14 protein-coding genes are annotated in these 16,080 nt (G+C 30.7%); 3 read left to right on the top strand and 11 right to left on the bottom strand.

What is annotated here, in order from left to right:
• Nucleotides 1–7: 7 nt before the first annotated feature.
• From AJ885_RS03280 to lepA, 8 genes are all read right to left on the bottom strand, one after another.
• The gene (locus AJ885_RS03280; RefSeq protein ID WP_002880732.1) at nucleotides 8–1,039 is read right to left on the bottom strand and encodes an aspartate-semialdehyde dehydrogenase; all 1,032 of its coding nucleotides are present in this window, start codon (nucleotides 1,037–1,039) and stop codon (nucleotides 8–10) included.
• Nucleotides 1,039–2,340, bottom strand: a complete 1,302-nt coding sequence (flgR, locus tag AJ885_RS03275) for a fla regulon two-component system response regulator (protein ID WP_002880734.1) — start codon at nucleotides 2,338–2,340, stop codon at nucleotides 1,039–1,041. The genes AJ885_RS03280 and flgR overlap by 1 nt, the downstream gene beginning before the upstream one ends.
• Nucleotides 2,341–2,396: 56 nt before the next feature.
• Complete coding sequence (gene flgQ / locus AJ885_RS03270; protein ID WP_002880735.1) at nucleotides 2,397–2,846, bottom strand: flagellar assembly protein FlgQ; 450 nt, start codon at nucleotides 2,844–2,846, stop codon at nucleotides 2,397–2,399.
• On the bottom strand, nucleotides 2,822–3,337 hold the full coding sequence (gene flgP, locus AJ885_RS03265; RefSeq protein ID WP_002880736.1) for a flagellar assembly lipoprotein FlgP: 516 nt from the start codon (nucleotides 3,335–3,337) through the stop codon (nucleotides 2,822–2,824). Before flgP ends, flgQ begins: the two co-directional genes overlap by 25 nt.
• 66 nt (nucleotides 3,338–3,403) lie before the next feature.
• Nucleotides 3,404–5,992 carry a DNA topoisomerase (ATP-hydrolyzing) subunit A gene (gene gyrA / locus AJ885_RS03260; RefSeq protein ID WP_070280736.1) on the bottom strand — a complete coding sequence of 863 codons (2,589 nt, stop codon included), beginning with the start codon at nucleotides 5,990–5,992 and terminating at the stop codon, nucleotides 3,404–3,406.
• A gap of 40 nt (nucleotides 5,993–6,032) precedes the next feature.
• On the bottom strand, nucleotides 6,033–6,608 hold the full coding sequence (locus AJ885_RS03255; protein ID WP_002880738.1) for a ComF family protein: 576 nt from the start codon (nucleotides 6,606–6,608) through the stop codon (nucleotides 6,033–6,035).
• Nucleotides 6,605–7,249 carry an outer membrane lipoprotein MapA gene (mapA, locus tag AJ885_RS03250; protein WP_002861759.1) on the bottom strand — a complete coding sequence of 215 codons (645 nt, stop codon included), beginning with the start codon at nucleotides 7,247–7,249 and terminating at the stop codon, nucleotides 6,605–6,607. Before mapA ends, AJ885_RS03255 begins: the two co-directional genes overlap by 4 nt.
• A gap of 76 nt (nucleotides 7,250–7,325) precedes the next feature.
• Nucleotides 7,326–9,122 (bottom strand): translation elongation factor 4, encoded by a 1,797-nt coding sequence (lepA, locus tag AJ885_RS03245; RefSeq protein ID WP_070247878.1) that lies wholly within the window; start codon nucleotides 9,120–9,122, stop codon nucleotides 7,326–7,328.
• Between the two features lie 125 nt (nucleotides 9,123–9,247).
• Between lepA and cmeD the strand changes: the two genes are divergently transcribed.
• Genes cmeD through cmeF form a run of 3 tightly spaced genes read left to right on the top strand, consistent with a single transcriptional unit; the run spans nucleotide 9,248 to nucleotide 14,279 of the window.
• Nucleotides 9,248–10,522, top strand: a complete 1,275-nt coding sequence (cmeD, locus tag AJ885_RS03240) for a multidrug efflux RND transporter outer membrane subunit CmeD (protein ID WP_070247876.1) — start codon at nucleotides 9,248–9,250, stop codon at nucleotides 10,520–10,522.
• The gene (gene cmeE / locus AJ885_RS03235) at nucleotides 10,519–11,259 is read left to right on the top strand and encodes a multidrug efflux RND transporter periplasmic adaptor subunit CmeE (RefSeq protein ID WP_070210233.1); all 741 of its coding nucleotides are present in this window, start codon (nucleotides 10,519–10,521) and stop codon (nucleotides 11,257–11,259) included. The genes cmeD and cmeE overlap by 4 nt, the downstream gene beginning before the upstream one ends.
• A 2-nt stretch (nucleotides 11,260–11,261) precedes the next feature.
• Nucleotides 11,262–14,279, top strand: a complete 3,018-nt coding sequence (cmeF, locus tag AJ885_RS03230; RefSeq protein WP_070210234.1) for a multidrug efflux RND transporter permease subunit CmeF — start codon at nucleotides 11,262–11,264, stop codon at nucleotides 14,277–14,279.
• Between the two features lie 23 nt (nucleotides 14,280–14,302).
• Here the strand turns inward: cmeF and AJ885_RS03225 are convergent, their stop codons facing one another.
• Genes AJ885_RS03225 through AJ885_RS03215 form a run of 3 tightly spaced genes read right to left on the bottom strand, consistent with a single transcriptional unit; the run spans nucleotide 14,303 to nucleotide 16,080 of the window.
• Nucleotides 14,303–15,109: an adenylosuccinate lyase gene (locus AJ885_RS03225; RefSeq protein ID WP_002861764.1), complete on the bottom strand. Its 807-nt coding sequence runs from the start codon at nucleotides 15,107–15,109 to the stop codon at nucleotides 14,303–14,305.
• Nucleotides 15,110–15,829, bottom strand: a complete 720-nt coding sequence (locus AJ885_RS03220; RefSeq protein WP_070210235.1) for an arginyltransferase — start codon at nucleotides 15,827–15,829, stop codon at nucleotides 15,110–15,112.
• Complete coding sequence (locus AJ885_RS03215) at nucleotides 15,829–16,080, bottom strand: hypothetical protein (protein ID WP_002861766.1); 252 nt, start codon at nucleotides 16,078–16,080, stop codon at nucleotides 15,829–15,831. Before AJ885_RS03215 ends, AJ885_RS03220 begins: the two co-directional genes overlap by 1 nt.

The raw sequence follows: 16,080 nt of genomic DNA, 5'->3' as shown, positions 1-16,080 counted from the left end.
TTTTTCCTTATTTATTTTTTAATTCTAACCATTTTTGCGCAATACGCACAGCATTTGTTGCAGCACCTACACGAATTTGATCTGCCACACACCAAAGATGGAGTATTTTTTTATCATACACATCAGCGCGAATTCTTCCTACATAAGTTTCATTAGTATCACTTGTCATTAAAGGCATAGGGTATTTTTTATTTTTAGGATCATCTATGACAACAACACTTGGTGCTTTTTCTAAAATTTCTTTAGCTTTTTTTACATCTATTTCTTTTTCAAAATGCATAGTAATGGCTTCGCTATGACTTCTTAAAACAGGTACTCTTACACAAGTTGCTGAAACTTCTAAATTTTTATGTAAAATTTTTTGAGTTTCATTGACCATTTTAAGTTCTTCTTTGGTGTAATCATTATCCATAAAAACATCAATTTGTGGAATAAGATTAAGTGCTAAAGTATAAGGAAAAGTTTGAGATTTAAACTCATCAAGTTTAAAAGCAAAAAAACTTTGCATGGCTTCGACCAATTCTTGCATTCCTTCTTTTCCTGCTCCACTTGCAGCCTGATAGGTACTTACATCAACACGCTTTAAATTAAATGCATCATTTAAAGGTTTTAAAACTTGCACCATTTGTATGGTAGAACAATTTGGATTAGCAATAATCCCTGTTTTTTTCCAATCTTTAATATCCTCAGGATTGCATTCAGGAACCACCAAAGGAACATCTTTTTCCATTCTAAAATGACTTGTATTATCAATAACAACAGCACCAGATTCTGCTGCAAATTTAGCATATTTTTCACTCACACTTCCACCTGCGCTAAAAAAAGCAATATCAATAGGATTTTCTTTAAATACATTTTCAGTAAGTTCTTTGACTTTATAAGCTTTGCCTTTAAATTCTACTTCACTACCTACACTTTTTGCACTTGCTAAAGGTAAAATACTTTCCACTGGGAAATCAAGTTCATCTAAAACATTTAAAAGCTCTTCCCCAACCGCACCAGTAGCACCCACAATGGCTATTTTTTGTTTTTTTGACATTACTTATCCTTTATTTGATATTTTTTAATTTTTTCATTTAAAATTTTTATATCCATACCTAAAATTTGAGAAGCTTGATCCTTGTCATAATCTACACTTAAAAGAACTTCACAAATCAATTCTTTTTCTAAATTCTTTACATCTTTTTTTATACTTCTAGCTTCTAAGAACAAATCTTCACTTGAAATTTCATCATTTTCACTTAAAATACAAGCTCTTTGTACAACGGATATTAATTCTCTAATATTACCAGGAAAATCATATTCAAGTAAAGCATTTTTAGCTTCTTGGCTGAGCTGTTTTTCCTTAAAATCATATTCTTTACAAGTATCTTCTAAAACCTTTTGAGCTATACCCAAAACTTCTTCTTTACGCTCTCTTAAAGGCGGAATATTAATAGGAACAGTGTTTAAACGATAATATAAATCTGAACGAAATTCGCCATTTTTTATTTTTTCATCTAAATTTGCATTAGTTGCACTGATAATTCTTACATCTATTTTGATGTTTTTCGTACTTCCAAGTCGTGTGATTTCTTTTTCTTGCAAAGCTCTTAAAAGTTTGGCTTGAATTTCATAAGGCATTTCGCCAATTTCATCTAAAAACAAAGTACCCTCATTAGCCATTTCAAAAAGCCCTATTTTAGTTGCATTGGCATCAGTAAAAGCACCTTTTTCAAAACCAAAAAGCTCACTTTCAATCAAATTTGCAGGAATGGCTGCCATATTAATAGCAACAAAAGGCTTATTAGAGCGTTTAGAATGGGTGTGAATATAACGAGAAAATACCTCTTTTCCTACTCCACTCTCTCCAAAAAACATTACAGAGGCATCAGTTTTAGCCGCTTTTTGACTTAAATTTAATGTTTTTTCTAAATTAGGAGAAGTTGAAAAAAAATCTTTATTTTCTTCTTTTTTTTCATTTTTTTTGCTTTTTTTATCGGCTGTTTTTTCTCTTATGATTTTAGCACGCTTAATAGCCTCGACTAAAGTATCAACATCAAAAGGCTTGGTTAGAAAATCTTTTACTCCCAAACGAACCGCTTCTATAGCACGGTTTAAAGTAGCATTTCCTGTCATAATAATAAAATCATATTTATTTTCACAGGCTTTAACAAATTCTATGCCATCAATTCCTGGCATATTAATATCTGTAATAATCAAATCTGTATTCTCATCTATTTTTTTTAAAGCCTCAGTGGCAGATTTATAAGATTTAATATTAAATTCTTCATACTCTGCTAATGCAATTTCTAAGGATTTACGCATATTAATATCATCTTCTACTATGACTAAATTCATCCTAAGCCTTTTAAAAAATTTCTACTATAGTATCCAATTTGCGCTTAATTTTGAATTTACTTTTTTTTAAGATAATAAATTATCGCATTTTGTTCGCCAAATTCCACGGTAAAACGCAAGGGTAAAATTTTAACATAGGTTTCACTTTGAGCACGTAATAAGTCAGTATTAACAATATCCTTAACACTGATTTTAGCTCCTATAAAGCAATCACTTAACTCATCTTTATGAGAATTTAAAAAATTAAATTTAATTGTTTTTGGCATATTATCATCAATCAATCCTAAAGAAGTTCGAGGTAAAACTTTTAAATCTTGATCACTATAAGAAATTTCACATACCCATTGTTCTTCAACATTTTCACTTTGCGTCATTGCTAAGGATAAATTTCGATTTTGATGAAAGAGAATGAAATTTTTACTAGAAAGCTCTGCCCAAAAAATAAATTCATCTTGGGCAAAAAGCTTAAAGCTAAGAAAGATTAATAAGCAAACAATTCTTTCCACTTGTCTGCATCGATTTTAAGTTCTAAGTTTACTCTATAAAGCCCTTGATTAAAATTCTCATCAATAATACTTGCATTTTTAATCAAACCATTTACTTGCGCAGTAATAGTTGAACTTCTAAGCATTGCATCTTTTACAGTATCCTTACCATTCACTTTCACACCATAAAGCTTACTTGCAAGCTGTCTGTAAGCATCTGTAATCGCTGCTCTTTTTGCTAAAGCTAGGGCTTGAGCAGTAGAAACTGTATTCATCGGAGCAATCCCTTCACCAACTGCTGTAAAACTAAGTTCCGTTTCGCTAGCATCTGGAGCCAACATTTTTTCTTCTCTGATAATATCACGCACATCATCTTTATCGACTTTTTGCACGATAACATCTTGAGATGGAGCAGTGCTATTTGCACTTGAATTTTTAGTTGCACTGTTTACACTTGGTACACAACCAGCGAAAATTCCTGCTATTGCTAGCATAAAATAAATTTTTTTCATTTTTACACCTTCAAAATATTGTAATTAGTAAAATAAAAAGCAATAAGCGTTCCAACTTTAAACTTATTACAAATCTAAACCAAAGTTTTCATCGCTTAACTCATCCTCATCATTTTCCTCTTTAGGACACTTAGCGATGCTAACCACCTCGTCATTTTCCACGTTAACAACGATGACGCCACTTGTGTTACGCCCTGCTTTTCTAATACTTTGCATATCAACACGTATCATCTTGCCTGAACTTGTAAGAGCCATCAAATCCATAGTTTCATCTACTATAACTACGCTAATAAGATCTTTAGTTTTTTCTGTAAGTTTCATGCAAATTACACCCTTACCACCTCTGCTTTGTAATCTATATTCTCCAGCATTGGTGCGTTTTCCTATACCTTTTGCGCTTATGCTTAAAATTTCTTGCTCATCATTTTCTACAACAACTGCACCTACTAATTCGTCATTTTTCTCTTTAAACTTAATAGCCGTCACCCCACGACTTACACGGCCGATTTCACGCACTTTGGCAAGTGGGAATTTGATACACATACCTTTTTTGGTTACTGCAAAGAGCATTTTACCTTGTGTGTTTATACTTTCTTCATTTTCAAAATTTTCATCATCTAAATTTTCAATTTCTTGATTTTCTAAATTTTCTTCACCACCACTGGTAAAAATTTCATTTTCATCTCTTTGAACAATAATAGCAGTTACCAACTCATCATTTTCATCCAAGTTGATCGCTCTAACTCCTACACTTCTGATATTTTGATATTCACTCAAATTTGTACGCTTTACAATACCATTTTTAGTAAAGAAACATAAAGATTTACTCTCATCAAAATCCGTGGTTGGAATAATAGCCATGATTTTTTCTTCAGCTTGTAAATTGATAAGATTTACCACTGCTTTTCCTTTAGCCGTTCTTGAGCCTTCAGGAATTTTATAAACTTTAAGCCAATAAAGCTGTCCACGATCTGTTACAAACATAAGCGTATCATGTGTATTTGCCGTAAAGAAACTTTCTATAAAATCATCATCATAAGTCGTAACGGCTAATTTTCCTTTTCCGCCTCGTTTTTGCTTTTCATATTGTTTACTAGGCACACGCTTAATATAACCGCGATGCGTAATAGTTACAACCATATTTTCATTAGGAATCAAATCTTCAATATCAATATCATCATAATCATCTTCAATTTGAGTAATACGTGGCACATCAAATTTACTTCTAATTTCTTTTAATTCATCGCGAATTAAATTTTCAAGCAAGGTTTCACTTTTTAAAATTTCTTCAAGTCTTGCAATTTCTTTCATTAATTCTGCAAGTTCATTTTCGATTTTTTCTCTTTCAAGTCCTGTTAAACGACCTAGTTTCATATCTAAAATAGCATTGGCTTGAAGCTCACTAAGACCAAATTTAGCTACCAAAGAATCTCTTGCGGTATTATTATCAGAACTGTTTTTAATTAAAGCAATCACTTCATCTATATTATCAAGTGCAATTTTAAGACCTTCTAAAATATGAGCTCTTGCTCTTGCCTTTTGAAGTTCAAAAATCGTTCTTCTAATAATAACTGTTTTTCTATGGGTTAAGAAAAGATTTAAAAGTTCTAACAAAGAGAAAATTTTAGGTTCTTTATTGTGAATTGCCAACATAATCACACCAAAAGTACTTTCCATAGTGGTAGATTTAAATAGATTATTTAAAACAATTTCACTCATAGCCTCACGTTTAAGCTCTATAACAACGCGGATTCCTTCTTTATTGCTCTCATCTCTTACTTCAGATATTCCTTCAATTTGCTTTTCTTTAACAAGCTCTGCAATCTGCTCTATAAGCCTAGCTTTATTGGTTTGATAAGGAAGCTCATCTATAACAATAACATCTTTATTTGTCCTTTTTTCAATATGAGTTTTAGCTCGCACTTTCACACGACCACGCCCTGTGCGATAAGCTTCTATAATACCTTTTTTACCATAAATTATTCCACCTGTTGGAAAATCTGGGCCTTTAATAAACTGCATAATCTCTTCTAAGCTTGCATCTTTATTATCAAGCAAATATAAAAGCCCATCTATCAACTCATTTAAACTATGAGGCGGGATGTTTGTTGCCATACCTACAGCTATACCACTTGAACCATTTAATAATAAATTTGGAACCCTAGAAGGTAAAACATCAGGTTCACTTTCTGAACCATCATAATTTGGAACAAAATCGACCGTATCTTTATCTATATCTTTTAAAAGCTCATGAGAAAGTTTACTCATTTTTGCTTCAGTATAACGCATCGCAGCGGCGCTATCACCATCTATAGATCCAAAGTTGCCTTGTCCTGTAATACTTGGATATCTCATAGAAAAATCTTGAGCCATTCTAACCAAAGCATCATAAACTGCTGTATCTCCATGTGGGTGATAACGACCTATAACAGCACCCACTATACGGGCTGATTTGACAAAATCTGTTCTACTTTTTGCCTCATCATTTTGCATAGCATATAAAATTCTTCTATGAACAGGCTTTAAACCATCTCTTGCGTCAGGCAAAGCACGACCTATAATAACACTCATAGAATAGTCTAAATAACTACTTTTTATAGAATTTTCTATATCTACAAGTTCAATATCAGAATCTTTGCTAAAAATATTCTCCATAAAAATCCTTCTATTAGTTCAAAGTTTTGATTATAGCATATTAAACTTTTGCATCAGCTAAAACAAGAGCAAAAAGTACAGAAATTTTATTTTCTTCTAAAACTTTTTTAGCTTCCAAAAGGCTAGAACCAGTTGTTACAATATCATCTACTAAAATTACAGGTTCGTGAATGGTTTTTAAGAGTTTGTAATTTCTTTTATGTTTTTGACGAAATTCTAAACTTTTTCCAGAATATTTAATATGATTTTGTGCTTTTAAAATATTAAAAACAGGTTTTACAAATTTTGTTTTAAGATATCTAGCTAAAATAGCAGAATGTGAATAAAGCATATCTTCAACCTTATCATCTAAAGCTATAACATTAATTGTCATTCTAGGATCAAAAAAATCTTTAAATTTTGCAAAACTTAATTTAGCAAGCATTTTATAAACGAAATAACCATAAAAATAATGTTTAGAGTGAAGCAAGTGTTGTATCTCATGGTATTTATAAAAAGAATAGACTTTGAAATTATTATCAAGCTTTCTTACATTTAAGGAAAATTCAGAAAGCTCTAGCTCACATAAATCACAAAAGCAAAGCAGAGCAAAAGCTCCGCAATTTATACACCTCAAAGTTCAGAGATTAAACTAGCTGCTTTATTTGCCATTTGTTTTATTAACAAATGAGTATAAAAAGTTGTTTCTTTTAGATCATCGAAACCTTGTACATCTTGCTTGGTGCGGATTGTAAATTTCTTATTTTTGTTTATATCGCTAACTTGTAAAACTCCTACTAGTTTTGAATGTAATCCTGTAGTATCTTGAGTTGCTCCATAAGATATAAATTCTAAATCAATCTTACTCACATAAGGTGAATTTTGATCGTTATTGTCAAGCACAACTATTCCTCTAGCTTCAAGTTCTTGTTTTAAATAAGTATAAAATACCGCATTAAAATTCACATCAACAAATAACTTTTTCCCTTTAGCATTTAAAACTTTTTGTCCTTCTTTTAAATCATAAAATCTATGCAAATAAACCTTTTTTAAAGCAATACCAGTGTCTAAAGTGCGTTTATTGGCACAACATTGAATTCCAACATCGCTAATGTACAAAAGCCCTTTAATCTTTGCTTCAAAGCCATCAGGACTTTCGCAAGAACTGCATTGAGAATTTCTAGAAATTTGATTAACTTGAGCAAAAGTATCTTGTTTAGTTGCACAAGCACTCAAAAATAAAATAGGCACTATAAAAATCAAAAATTTTTTAAACATTTTTTCTCCTTAGAAAATTATTTTAAAATTGTATTAAAAATACAAGCAAATTTCAAGCCAAGTTTTAAATTTATCATCAATCTATCTTTAAAACACTCAAAAAAGCTTCTTGAGGTAAATTTACCTTACCTATAGCTTTCATTCTTTTTTTACCTTCTTTTTGCTTTTCTAAAAGCTTTCTTTTTCTAGTAATATCCCCACCATAGCATTTTGCTGTCACATTTTTACCCATGGATTTAACAGTCTCCCTTGCAATGATTTTATTTCCAATACTTGCTTGAATGGCCACTTCAAAAAGCTGTCTAGGAACTATTTCTTTCATAGCGCTAACAAGCTCTCTTCCTTTACTTTGTGCTTTCTCATTAGGCACGATAATGCTTAGCGCATCAACATTTTCACCCGCCACTTTAATATCAAGTTTTACCAAATCCCCTACTCTAAATTCTATAGGTTCATAATCAAAACTCGCATAGCCTTTTGTTAAGGACTTTAATTTATCATAAAAATCCATCACAATCTCATTTAAAGGTACATCATATTCTAGCAAAACACGCTCAGGTGTGATATAGTCCATTTTAACCTGCACTCCTCTTTTGCGATTTAAAAGAGTGATTAAATTCCCTAAAAATTCACTTGGAGTAATGATAGTGGCTTTAACATAAGGCTCTTTTATATGATCGATTTTATTAACAGGAGGAAGCTCGCTAGGATTTTGAATTTTAACAAGTTCTCCATCGGTTTGATAAATTTCATAAGTCACAGTTGGAGCTGTAGCAATTAAATCAAGATTAAATTCTCTTTCAAGTCTTTCTTTGATCACTTCCATGTGTAAAAGTCCTAAAAACCCTACCCTAAAACCAAAGCCTAAAGCCAAAGAAGTTTCAGGCTCATAGGTAATAGAACTATCGTTAAGTTTTAGCTTATCTAAAGCATCTCTTAAATCTTCAAATTTATCCGTTTCTATAGGATAAAGTCCTGCAAAGACAAAAGCTTTAGCCTTTTCAAAACCGCCTATGGCTTCTTTAGCCTTGTTTTTTACTAAAGTAATAGTATCGCCTACTTGTACATCACCTACAGTTTTAAGCCCTAAAACCACCACGCCTACTTCACCTGATTGTAAAGATTGAGTTTTAATTGGGCTTAAAGGATGAGGATAAAAAAGATCTTGAACTATATGTTTTTTATCCGTACTCATGACTAAAACTTCATCATTTTTAGCAATACTTCCTTCATAAATCCTAACTAAAGCCAAAGCACCCAAATAATTATCAAACCAAGAATCATAAATTAAAGCCTTAGTAGGAGCTTCATCATCTGTTTTTGGTGCAGGGATTTTAGTAATAATTGTTTCTATAAGCTCTTTTATACCCACTCCTGTTTTTGCACTCACGCAAATGGCGTCTTTACAATCTATGCCTATAATATGCTCGATTTCATGCTTGACTTTTTCAATATCAGCATTAGGCAAATCGATTTTATTAATCACAGGAATGATTTCAAGATTATTTTCAAGCGCTATATAAACATTAGCTATAGTCTGTGCTTCAACACCTTGAGAAGCATCTACTACAAGTAAAGCCCCTTCACAACTTGCCAAAGAACGACTCACTTCATAAGAAAAATCCACATGGCCAGGAGTATCAATAAGATTTAAAACAAAATTTTCGTTATTAAATTTATAATTTAAACGCACCGATTGTGCTTTTATAGTGATACCACGCTCTTTTTCTATATCCATAGTATCCATAACTTGTGAACTCATCTGCCTATCACTAATAGCACCACACTCGCTAATAATCCTATCTGCAAGAGTAGATTTTCCATGATCTATATGAGCTATAATAGAAAAATTTCTAATATTTTTTACCGACAAAATTTCATCCTAAATATAAAATTTTAAAGCTAGGATTTTAACAAAATTTATGTTTAAAACAAATAAATTTTATTTTATATAAAAAACTTCAATTGAAATTTATATAAAGCATACTAAAATATCAAATGTTTGAAAAATATTTAAAATCAGCTATGTTTTTAGCTCTTTATCCCTTAGCAATGTTAGCTTCTAATTTGCACGAATTTATAGCACTAAGTCAAAATAACGAATCCTATCTCATTAAACAAATGCAAAGCGAACAAGCAAATTTGGACAAAGAACAAGCTTTTAGAAATTACCTACCCTCTCTTGGTCTAAACTCAGCTTATGTAGCCAACAATAAAGATCGCTTCATTATCGATCCACAAGAAAGTTTATTTGCTAAAGTTTCTCTTAATTTTTTGCTTTTTGATGGGGGTGCTAGAGAGGCCAATTTAAGGGCTTTAGAAAGCAAAGAAAAATTAAGCCTTTTAGACAAAGAACAAAGCAAAAATTACCTTGCCTTAAATGCAATCACACTTTATTTCAACACCCTAAGTCTTGAAAAAATTTTACTAGCCAATCAACAAAAAGTAGCTTTTTTAAAATCAACTTTTGAAAGATTGCAACAATTTTACGATGCAGGACTTAGCCCTAAACATGAACTTGAAAGCATTAAAGCCAAATATCATTTAAGCTTATTAGAGCTCAGTCAAAATGAATTAAAACTTGCCAATATACAAAAAGAGATTAAAATTTTAAGCGATACAGATTTTAAAGTGCAAGGGAATGCTTTTTTAGAAAATCCGCAACAAGAAAAAAGTCAAAACTATGAAGTAATGATAGCTAAAGAACAAATCAATCTTGCTAAAGAAAGTGTAAATTTAGCAAAAGCTGAATATTTTCCAAAATTTTATATTCAAGATAATTTTAACTTTTATAAAAACAATTATAATCCAAAAGTTCCGGCTCCTTTTGCAAATTTAGCGGATCAATTCTTAGAAAAATATTCTCAAGGTAATCAGTTTATTTTAGGTATGGAATGGAAAATTTTTGATTTCAATGCAAGGGCTAAAGAAGTTGAAAAAGAGCGTTTAAACGTTCAAATAGCCAATGCAAACGCAAGGTTTAGTGAGAGAAAAAATAAAGAAGAATTAAATTATTTAGACAAAAGTTTAAAAGTTTTACAAGAACAAATTTTAGCTCTTAATCTTAGCTTAAATGCTGCAAATTTAGCTTTTGAAAGCGTAGATAAAAAATACCAAGCAGGACTTGTTTCTTATGTGGAATATCTTCAAGCTTTAGAGGCTAAATTTAAAGCACAAAGCGATTTAGAGCTTGCTAAAAATGAATTTGAAATTACTAAAGCAAATTATTATTTTAATGCAGGTATAGATCTTAATTCAAAGGTTAAAGAATGAAAAAAATTCTATTTTTACTTCTTGCTTTTAATTGCGCCTTTGGCGAAGAAATTTATGCAAGTTTCAATGTAGAAGCATCAAAACAAAGTAAACTTGCCCTTGAAAGCATAGGTTTAGTTCAAAAAATTCCTGTAGAAATTGGACAAAAAGTCAGCAAAGGAGAACTTTTACTTGCTCTTGATCAAGAAAGTGAAAAAATAGCTCTTCAAAATGCCCAAAATTCTTATCAACTTGCTCTTGTAGAATACGAAAATACCAAAAGCAAAATGCAAAAAATCAAAGCTGTAGAAAATGTTATAGACAAACAAAGCTATGAAGATATGAAAGCTAAGTTTGATGCAGCTAATTTAAATTTAAACAAAGCAAAAATCAATATAGCTTATTATAAAAATATCATGACAAAAAAAGAATTGCGCGCACCTTATGATGCTATTATCGCAAATAAATTTATACAAGTGGGTGAAGGAGTAGGAGGAGTAGCTCAACCTTTAATAGAAATTTTTTCCTATCCACAAAGCAAACTGATTTTAAGTTTTGATGAAAAATACAAAGATAAAGTTAAATTAGGCGATGATTTCTTTTACAAAATCGATCAAAATGGTACAGAATTGAAAGGAAAAATCAGCCTTATCTATCCAAGTATAGAAGTAAAAACAAGAAAAATTTATGCTGAAGTGCAAACTACAAATTTAACACCAGGGCTTTTTGGCGAAGGTAGAATCATCACTAAAGATTAAAAATGTTTAAACTAGCTATAAACCGACCAATTACTGTGCTAATGTTTTTCTTAGCTCTTATGATTTTTGGACTAATCTCTGCTTTTAGCATGAGTGTAAATTTATTTCCTAATGTTTCCATACCTCTTATAAAGATTACAAGCAAGGTAAATGGGGATTTAAATTTCGTAGAATCAAAAATCACTAAAGAAATAGAAAATGCTCTAAGTGAGATTGATGGAGTAAAGACCATAACCTCAGCTGCGTATGATAATTTTAGTGTGAGTGTAGTCGAGTTTAAACTAGGTAAAAATCTTGAAGTAGCTGCTAATGATGTGCGTGATAAAATAGGAACTTTAAGCCTACCTTCTAAGCCTGAAATTGAAAAAATCAGCTCAGATTCTGGTTCTGCTATTTCGCTTTTTTTATATTCTAAAGATAAATTACAACTCATGCGCGAAATCAATGATAAAATAAAACCTTTTTTGCAAAGAGTTGAAGGAGTAGGTAAAATCGAAGCTAAGGGTTTTTTAGAACCCCAAATTCGCATAGAATTAAAACCAAATGAACTTAGAAAATACAATCTTAACGCCCTTGATGTAGCAAATATCATCAAAAGTCAAAATTTTAAACAAGCCCTAGGCGAACTTAATAACAATCAAGATAACTATATCATCAAAGGCTATTTTGAAGCCACAAATTTAGAAGAACTTAGCAATCTTCGCATAAAAACAGGAGTATTTTTAAGCGATATTGCTAATATTTCAAGCCTTTATGAAGATGAAAAACAAAGTGCTTTATACGAAGGTAAAGAAGGGGTGCTTTTAGAACTCGGAAAAATCACAAATTATAACACCCTTGAAATGATTAAAAATGTCAAAAATGCCTTGCCTATTTTAGAAAAACAAATTCCAAAAGATATAAGCATTAATGTGCTTTACGATAAAAGCTTAAATATCCACAAGCATCTTTCTCAAGTGATTTTTGATATGGTTTTGGGGATTTTTCTAACCCTTGTAATTGTATTTTTATTTTTAAGAAATTTAAGTGCAACTCTCATTGCTTGCATAGCTATACCTACTTCTATCATTTCAACTTTTTTTATTATCGATCTTTTAGGCTATGATTTAAACCGCTTAACTTTCATAGCTTTAACCTTAAGCATAGGAATTTTTATCGATGATGCTATAGTAGTGATTGAAAATATTGCTAAAAAACTAAAAACTTATCCGCCTTTACAAGCTGCTTTTTTAGGTATCAACGAAATAGGTTTTAGCGTTTTAAGCATCAGTATAGTTTTACTTTGTGTTTTTATCCCTATTTCTTATATGAACTCTATACCAGGGCTTTTTTTCAATGCCTTAGGCATAAGCGTTGCAAGTGGGATAGTGATAAGCTTTTTGGTTTCTGTATTTTTAATACCTAGTATTGGAGCAAGATTTTTAAATCCAAAAGAAAGTAAGTTTTATGAAAAAACAGAAGTTTTTTTTGAAAAAATAGAGCAAAAGTATGAAAATTTACTCTATAAAATTTTACAAAATAAAGCAAAATTTATCCTAGCCACTCTTGTTTTTGTAGGGCTTTCTTTTGCTTTAGCTACCCGTATAGGACTTGATTTTTTACCTATGGAAGATGATAGCGAAATTCAAGTTTTACTTGAAAGCAAAAAGGATTTAAGTTTAGAAGCCATGAAAGAAAAAAGTTTAAATTTGCTTGAAAAAATCAAAAATGATAGCAATGTCAAATACGCTTTTTTACTTGTAGGCTATGATGATGCCAAAGATGCTACAAAGGCTAAAATTTATGTTAAACTTAAAAATTTAGACGAAAGAAATTTAAGACAAAGTGCTATAGTAAGTTTATATCGTCAAAAATTTCAAGATGAAAGTTTAAAAATCAAAATTTTAGAACTTCCAAAGATAGAGGGTGCAGGCATTGATGATCCCGTGCAGTTTTTAATCTTAGGAGATGATTTAAACACTCTAAAAGAAGCTGCTTCTCGAGCAAAAGAAATTTTAGGCACTAATGCACGCATTGTAGATATAAGCGACAATGCTAATGCTACAAAAGATGAAGTAGCCTTACACATCAACAAAGAAAAAGCTAAACTTTTAGATGTCAATCCTGAATATATCGCTGGGGTTTTAGGGTATTCTTTTTCGCAACTTAGCGTAGGAAGTATGGATAGAGGCAATTCAAAAGATGATATTATCCTAAGTTTTGCTCCAGAATTTAAAAAAGACATAGAAGCTTTAAAACGCATTAGTATTAAAAACAACCAAGGTGTAAATTTAGAACTTTCAAGCGTGGTGGATTTTATATACAGTAAGGATTTAAAAACTATCAATCGTTACAATAAAAACCGCTCTGTGAAAATCACAGCTGGAGTAAATGATCTTTCCTTAGGAGCGGTGCAAAAACTTTTACTAGATAATATGGATAAAATTTTAAATAATAATGCAAGTCTTAGCTATGCTTTTTCAGGCTTTATCAATCTTTTAGGTGAAACCGTGCAAGGTTTTGCTATGGCAGTAGTACTTGCTTTTGTTTTAATTTATCTTGTTTTAGCTGCACTTTATGAAAGTTTTATTTTACCTTTAATCATCATGATAACCATGCCTTTAGCCTTTGGAGGAGCATCTATAGGGCTTTTTATCACAGGGCATAATTTTTCGCTTTTTGTACTTATTGCCATCATCTTACTTTTTGGTATGGTGGGGAAAAATGCTATTTTACTTGTGGATGTAGCCAATAAAAAATGCCATGAAGGTTTAGATCCCGATAAAGCTCTTTTAATCGCTGGAAAATCACGCTTAAGGGCTATATTGATGACAACTTTTGCTATGATTTTTGCCATGCTCCCACTCGCTCTTTCAAGGGGTGCGGGCTATGAAGCTAATTCTCCTATGGCAATAGCCATTATCTTTGGGCTTATAAGTTCGACCTTGCTTACCTTACTCGTAGTACCTGCACTTTTTAAATTTTGTTTTAAGCTAGATAGCAAATTAAGAAAAATTTATGAGAGAGAAAAATTAAATTAACCAAAATGATTAATTTAATTTTTTTAAGTATTATTCTTATAAAGTGCTTTTAAGTTATCATAGGCAATTTGTATTTTTTCAAACTGTTCTCTTGCGTAAGCTTTTTCTATTGCACTTTTTCCTTGATGAAAATCAGGATGATAAAGTTTTACCAAAATCAAATATTTTTGTCTGATTTCACTAAGATCATTTTGCGGAGTACATTCTAAAGTATTAAAATAATTACTAAAAAGCTTAGCTAAAGCATTAAATTTCCATTTCATATTTTCTTTATTGTGAATATTTTGGCGAAATTTTTTATACTCTTCTCGGTCAACTTCAAAATTCACGCAATATTTTAAATGCTCGCTCTCATCTGCAAAAGCTTCAAAAAGTTCAAGAGTATTCTCGTTTTTATATTCTAAAATTAGAATATTTGTCATTTCATTATATTCTATATTATGATCTTGAAAATAATTTCTTATATAGGTAACAAATAATTTTTCATTAGAGCTTAACTTCATCAAAATTCTACCCGCAGCAAAATCAATCTTGATAAACAACATAGGCTTAAGCATATTATTTTGCTCAAAATTTAATCTAAAAGTTTTAAAATGAGCATCTTGTAAATTCTCTATACCTTCATTTGTACTTTTGCGATATTTTTGATCTAAAACTTTTAAGAAATAACGACGCTGTGGAATTTCATTTTCTTCAAAAAAAGAAAAAATTTTATTTTTTCGTCCTATGACCTTTGTGAAATTTTTGGTAATCAAGTCTTTAAAATACTGAAATACGCTAATATCATCTGTATTAACATTGATAGTTTCTAAAGTTTGCACGATTTGCATCTATTTCTCCCATAAAACCTCATTTTCAAAAAGCTCTTTAGTGCCTTTTAAAATTTCATTGGGTGTATAATCGGCTTTATAAGATAAAGATTGACACTTTTTTACAAAATACCCAAGATAAATATAATCTAAGTTCATTTTTTTAGCTATTTGTATTTCATTGAGCAAAGAAAATTTACCCAAAGAAAAATACGAAAAATCAGGATCATAAAAACAATAAATGCTTGAAATTCCATCCTCTAAAATATCAATCAAATCAACACAAACGAGCTTATCTTCTATATAAAATGCAAGCTCATATCCAAAATTCATAAAACCATCGACATAAAGATTATAATACTGCTTAAAGCTTAAATCATAACGCTTCCAGTTCTTTTTTTCTTCCATAAAACGATGGTATTTATCATATAAAAACAAATGTTCATTGCTTAAATTGGGTGTTCTAAGCATAACTTTGGTGTTAATATTTTTATTTACAACCCTTCTTTCACTTCTTGAAAAATTATATTCATTAACTAAAATTCTAAGACTTAAACATTCATCACAATCTTTACAAATAGGGCGTGAAAAATACCTACCAAAACGACGCCAACCTCGTTTTATTAGCCCATTATTGATTTCTTTAGGGCAATTTTCAATGTATTTATACTCTATTCTTGAGCGTTTATCTTTTAAGTAAGGACACTGATCTTCAAGAGTACAAAAACCAATCTCAAGCATTAAATTTTCTTAATATCTGCATTTTTGATAAATTCGGAAAATTCATCCTGTAGTTTTTCTTGCTTTAAGAAAATTTCTTGCATTTCCTTATCTATGTTTGTTTCTTGATTTTTTTCGCGAATATCTTTAGCTAGTTTTTCTAAATTTTTTACGCTTGCCCCACTCTTGCTTGATTTCTTTGCTAATTTTGGGGTATTGGTGTTAGCTTGCATTTCTTTTTTAATACTTTTAAGACTGTCTAAAAAATCCAT

Origin of the sequence: Campylobacter sp. BCW_6464, assembly GCF_001762775.1 — a bacterium.
GTDB classification, from domain to species: domain Bacteria; phylum Campylobacterota; class Campylobacteria; order Campylobacterales; family Campylobacteraceae; genus Campylobacter_D; species Campylobacter_D jejuni.
This window is presented reverse-complemented; position numbering and strand designations above follow the sequence as displayed.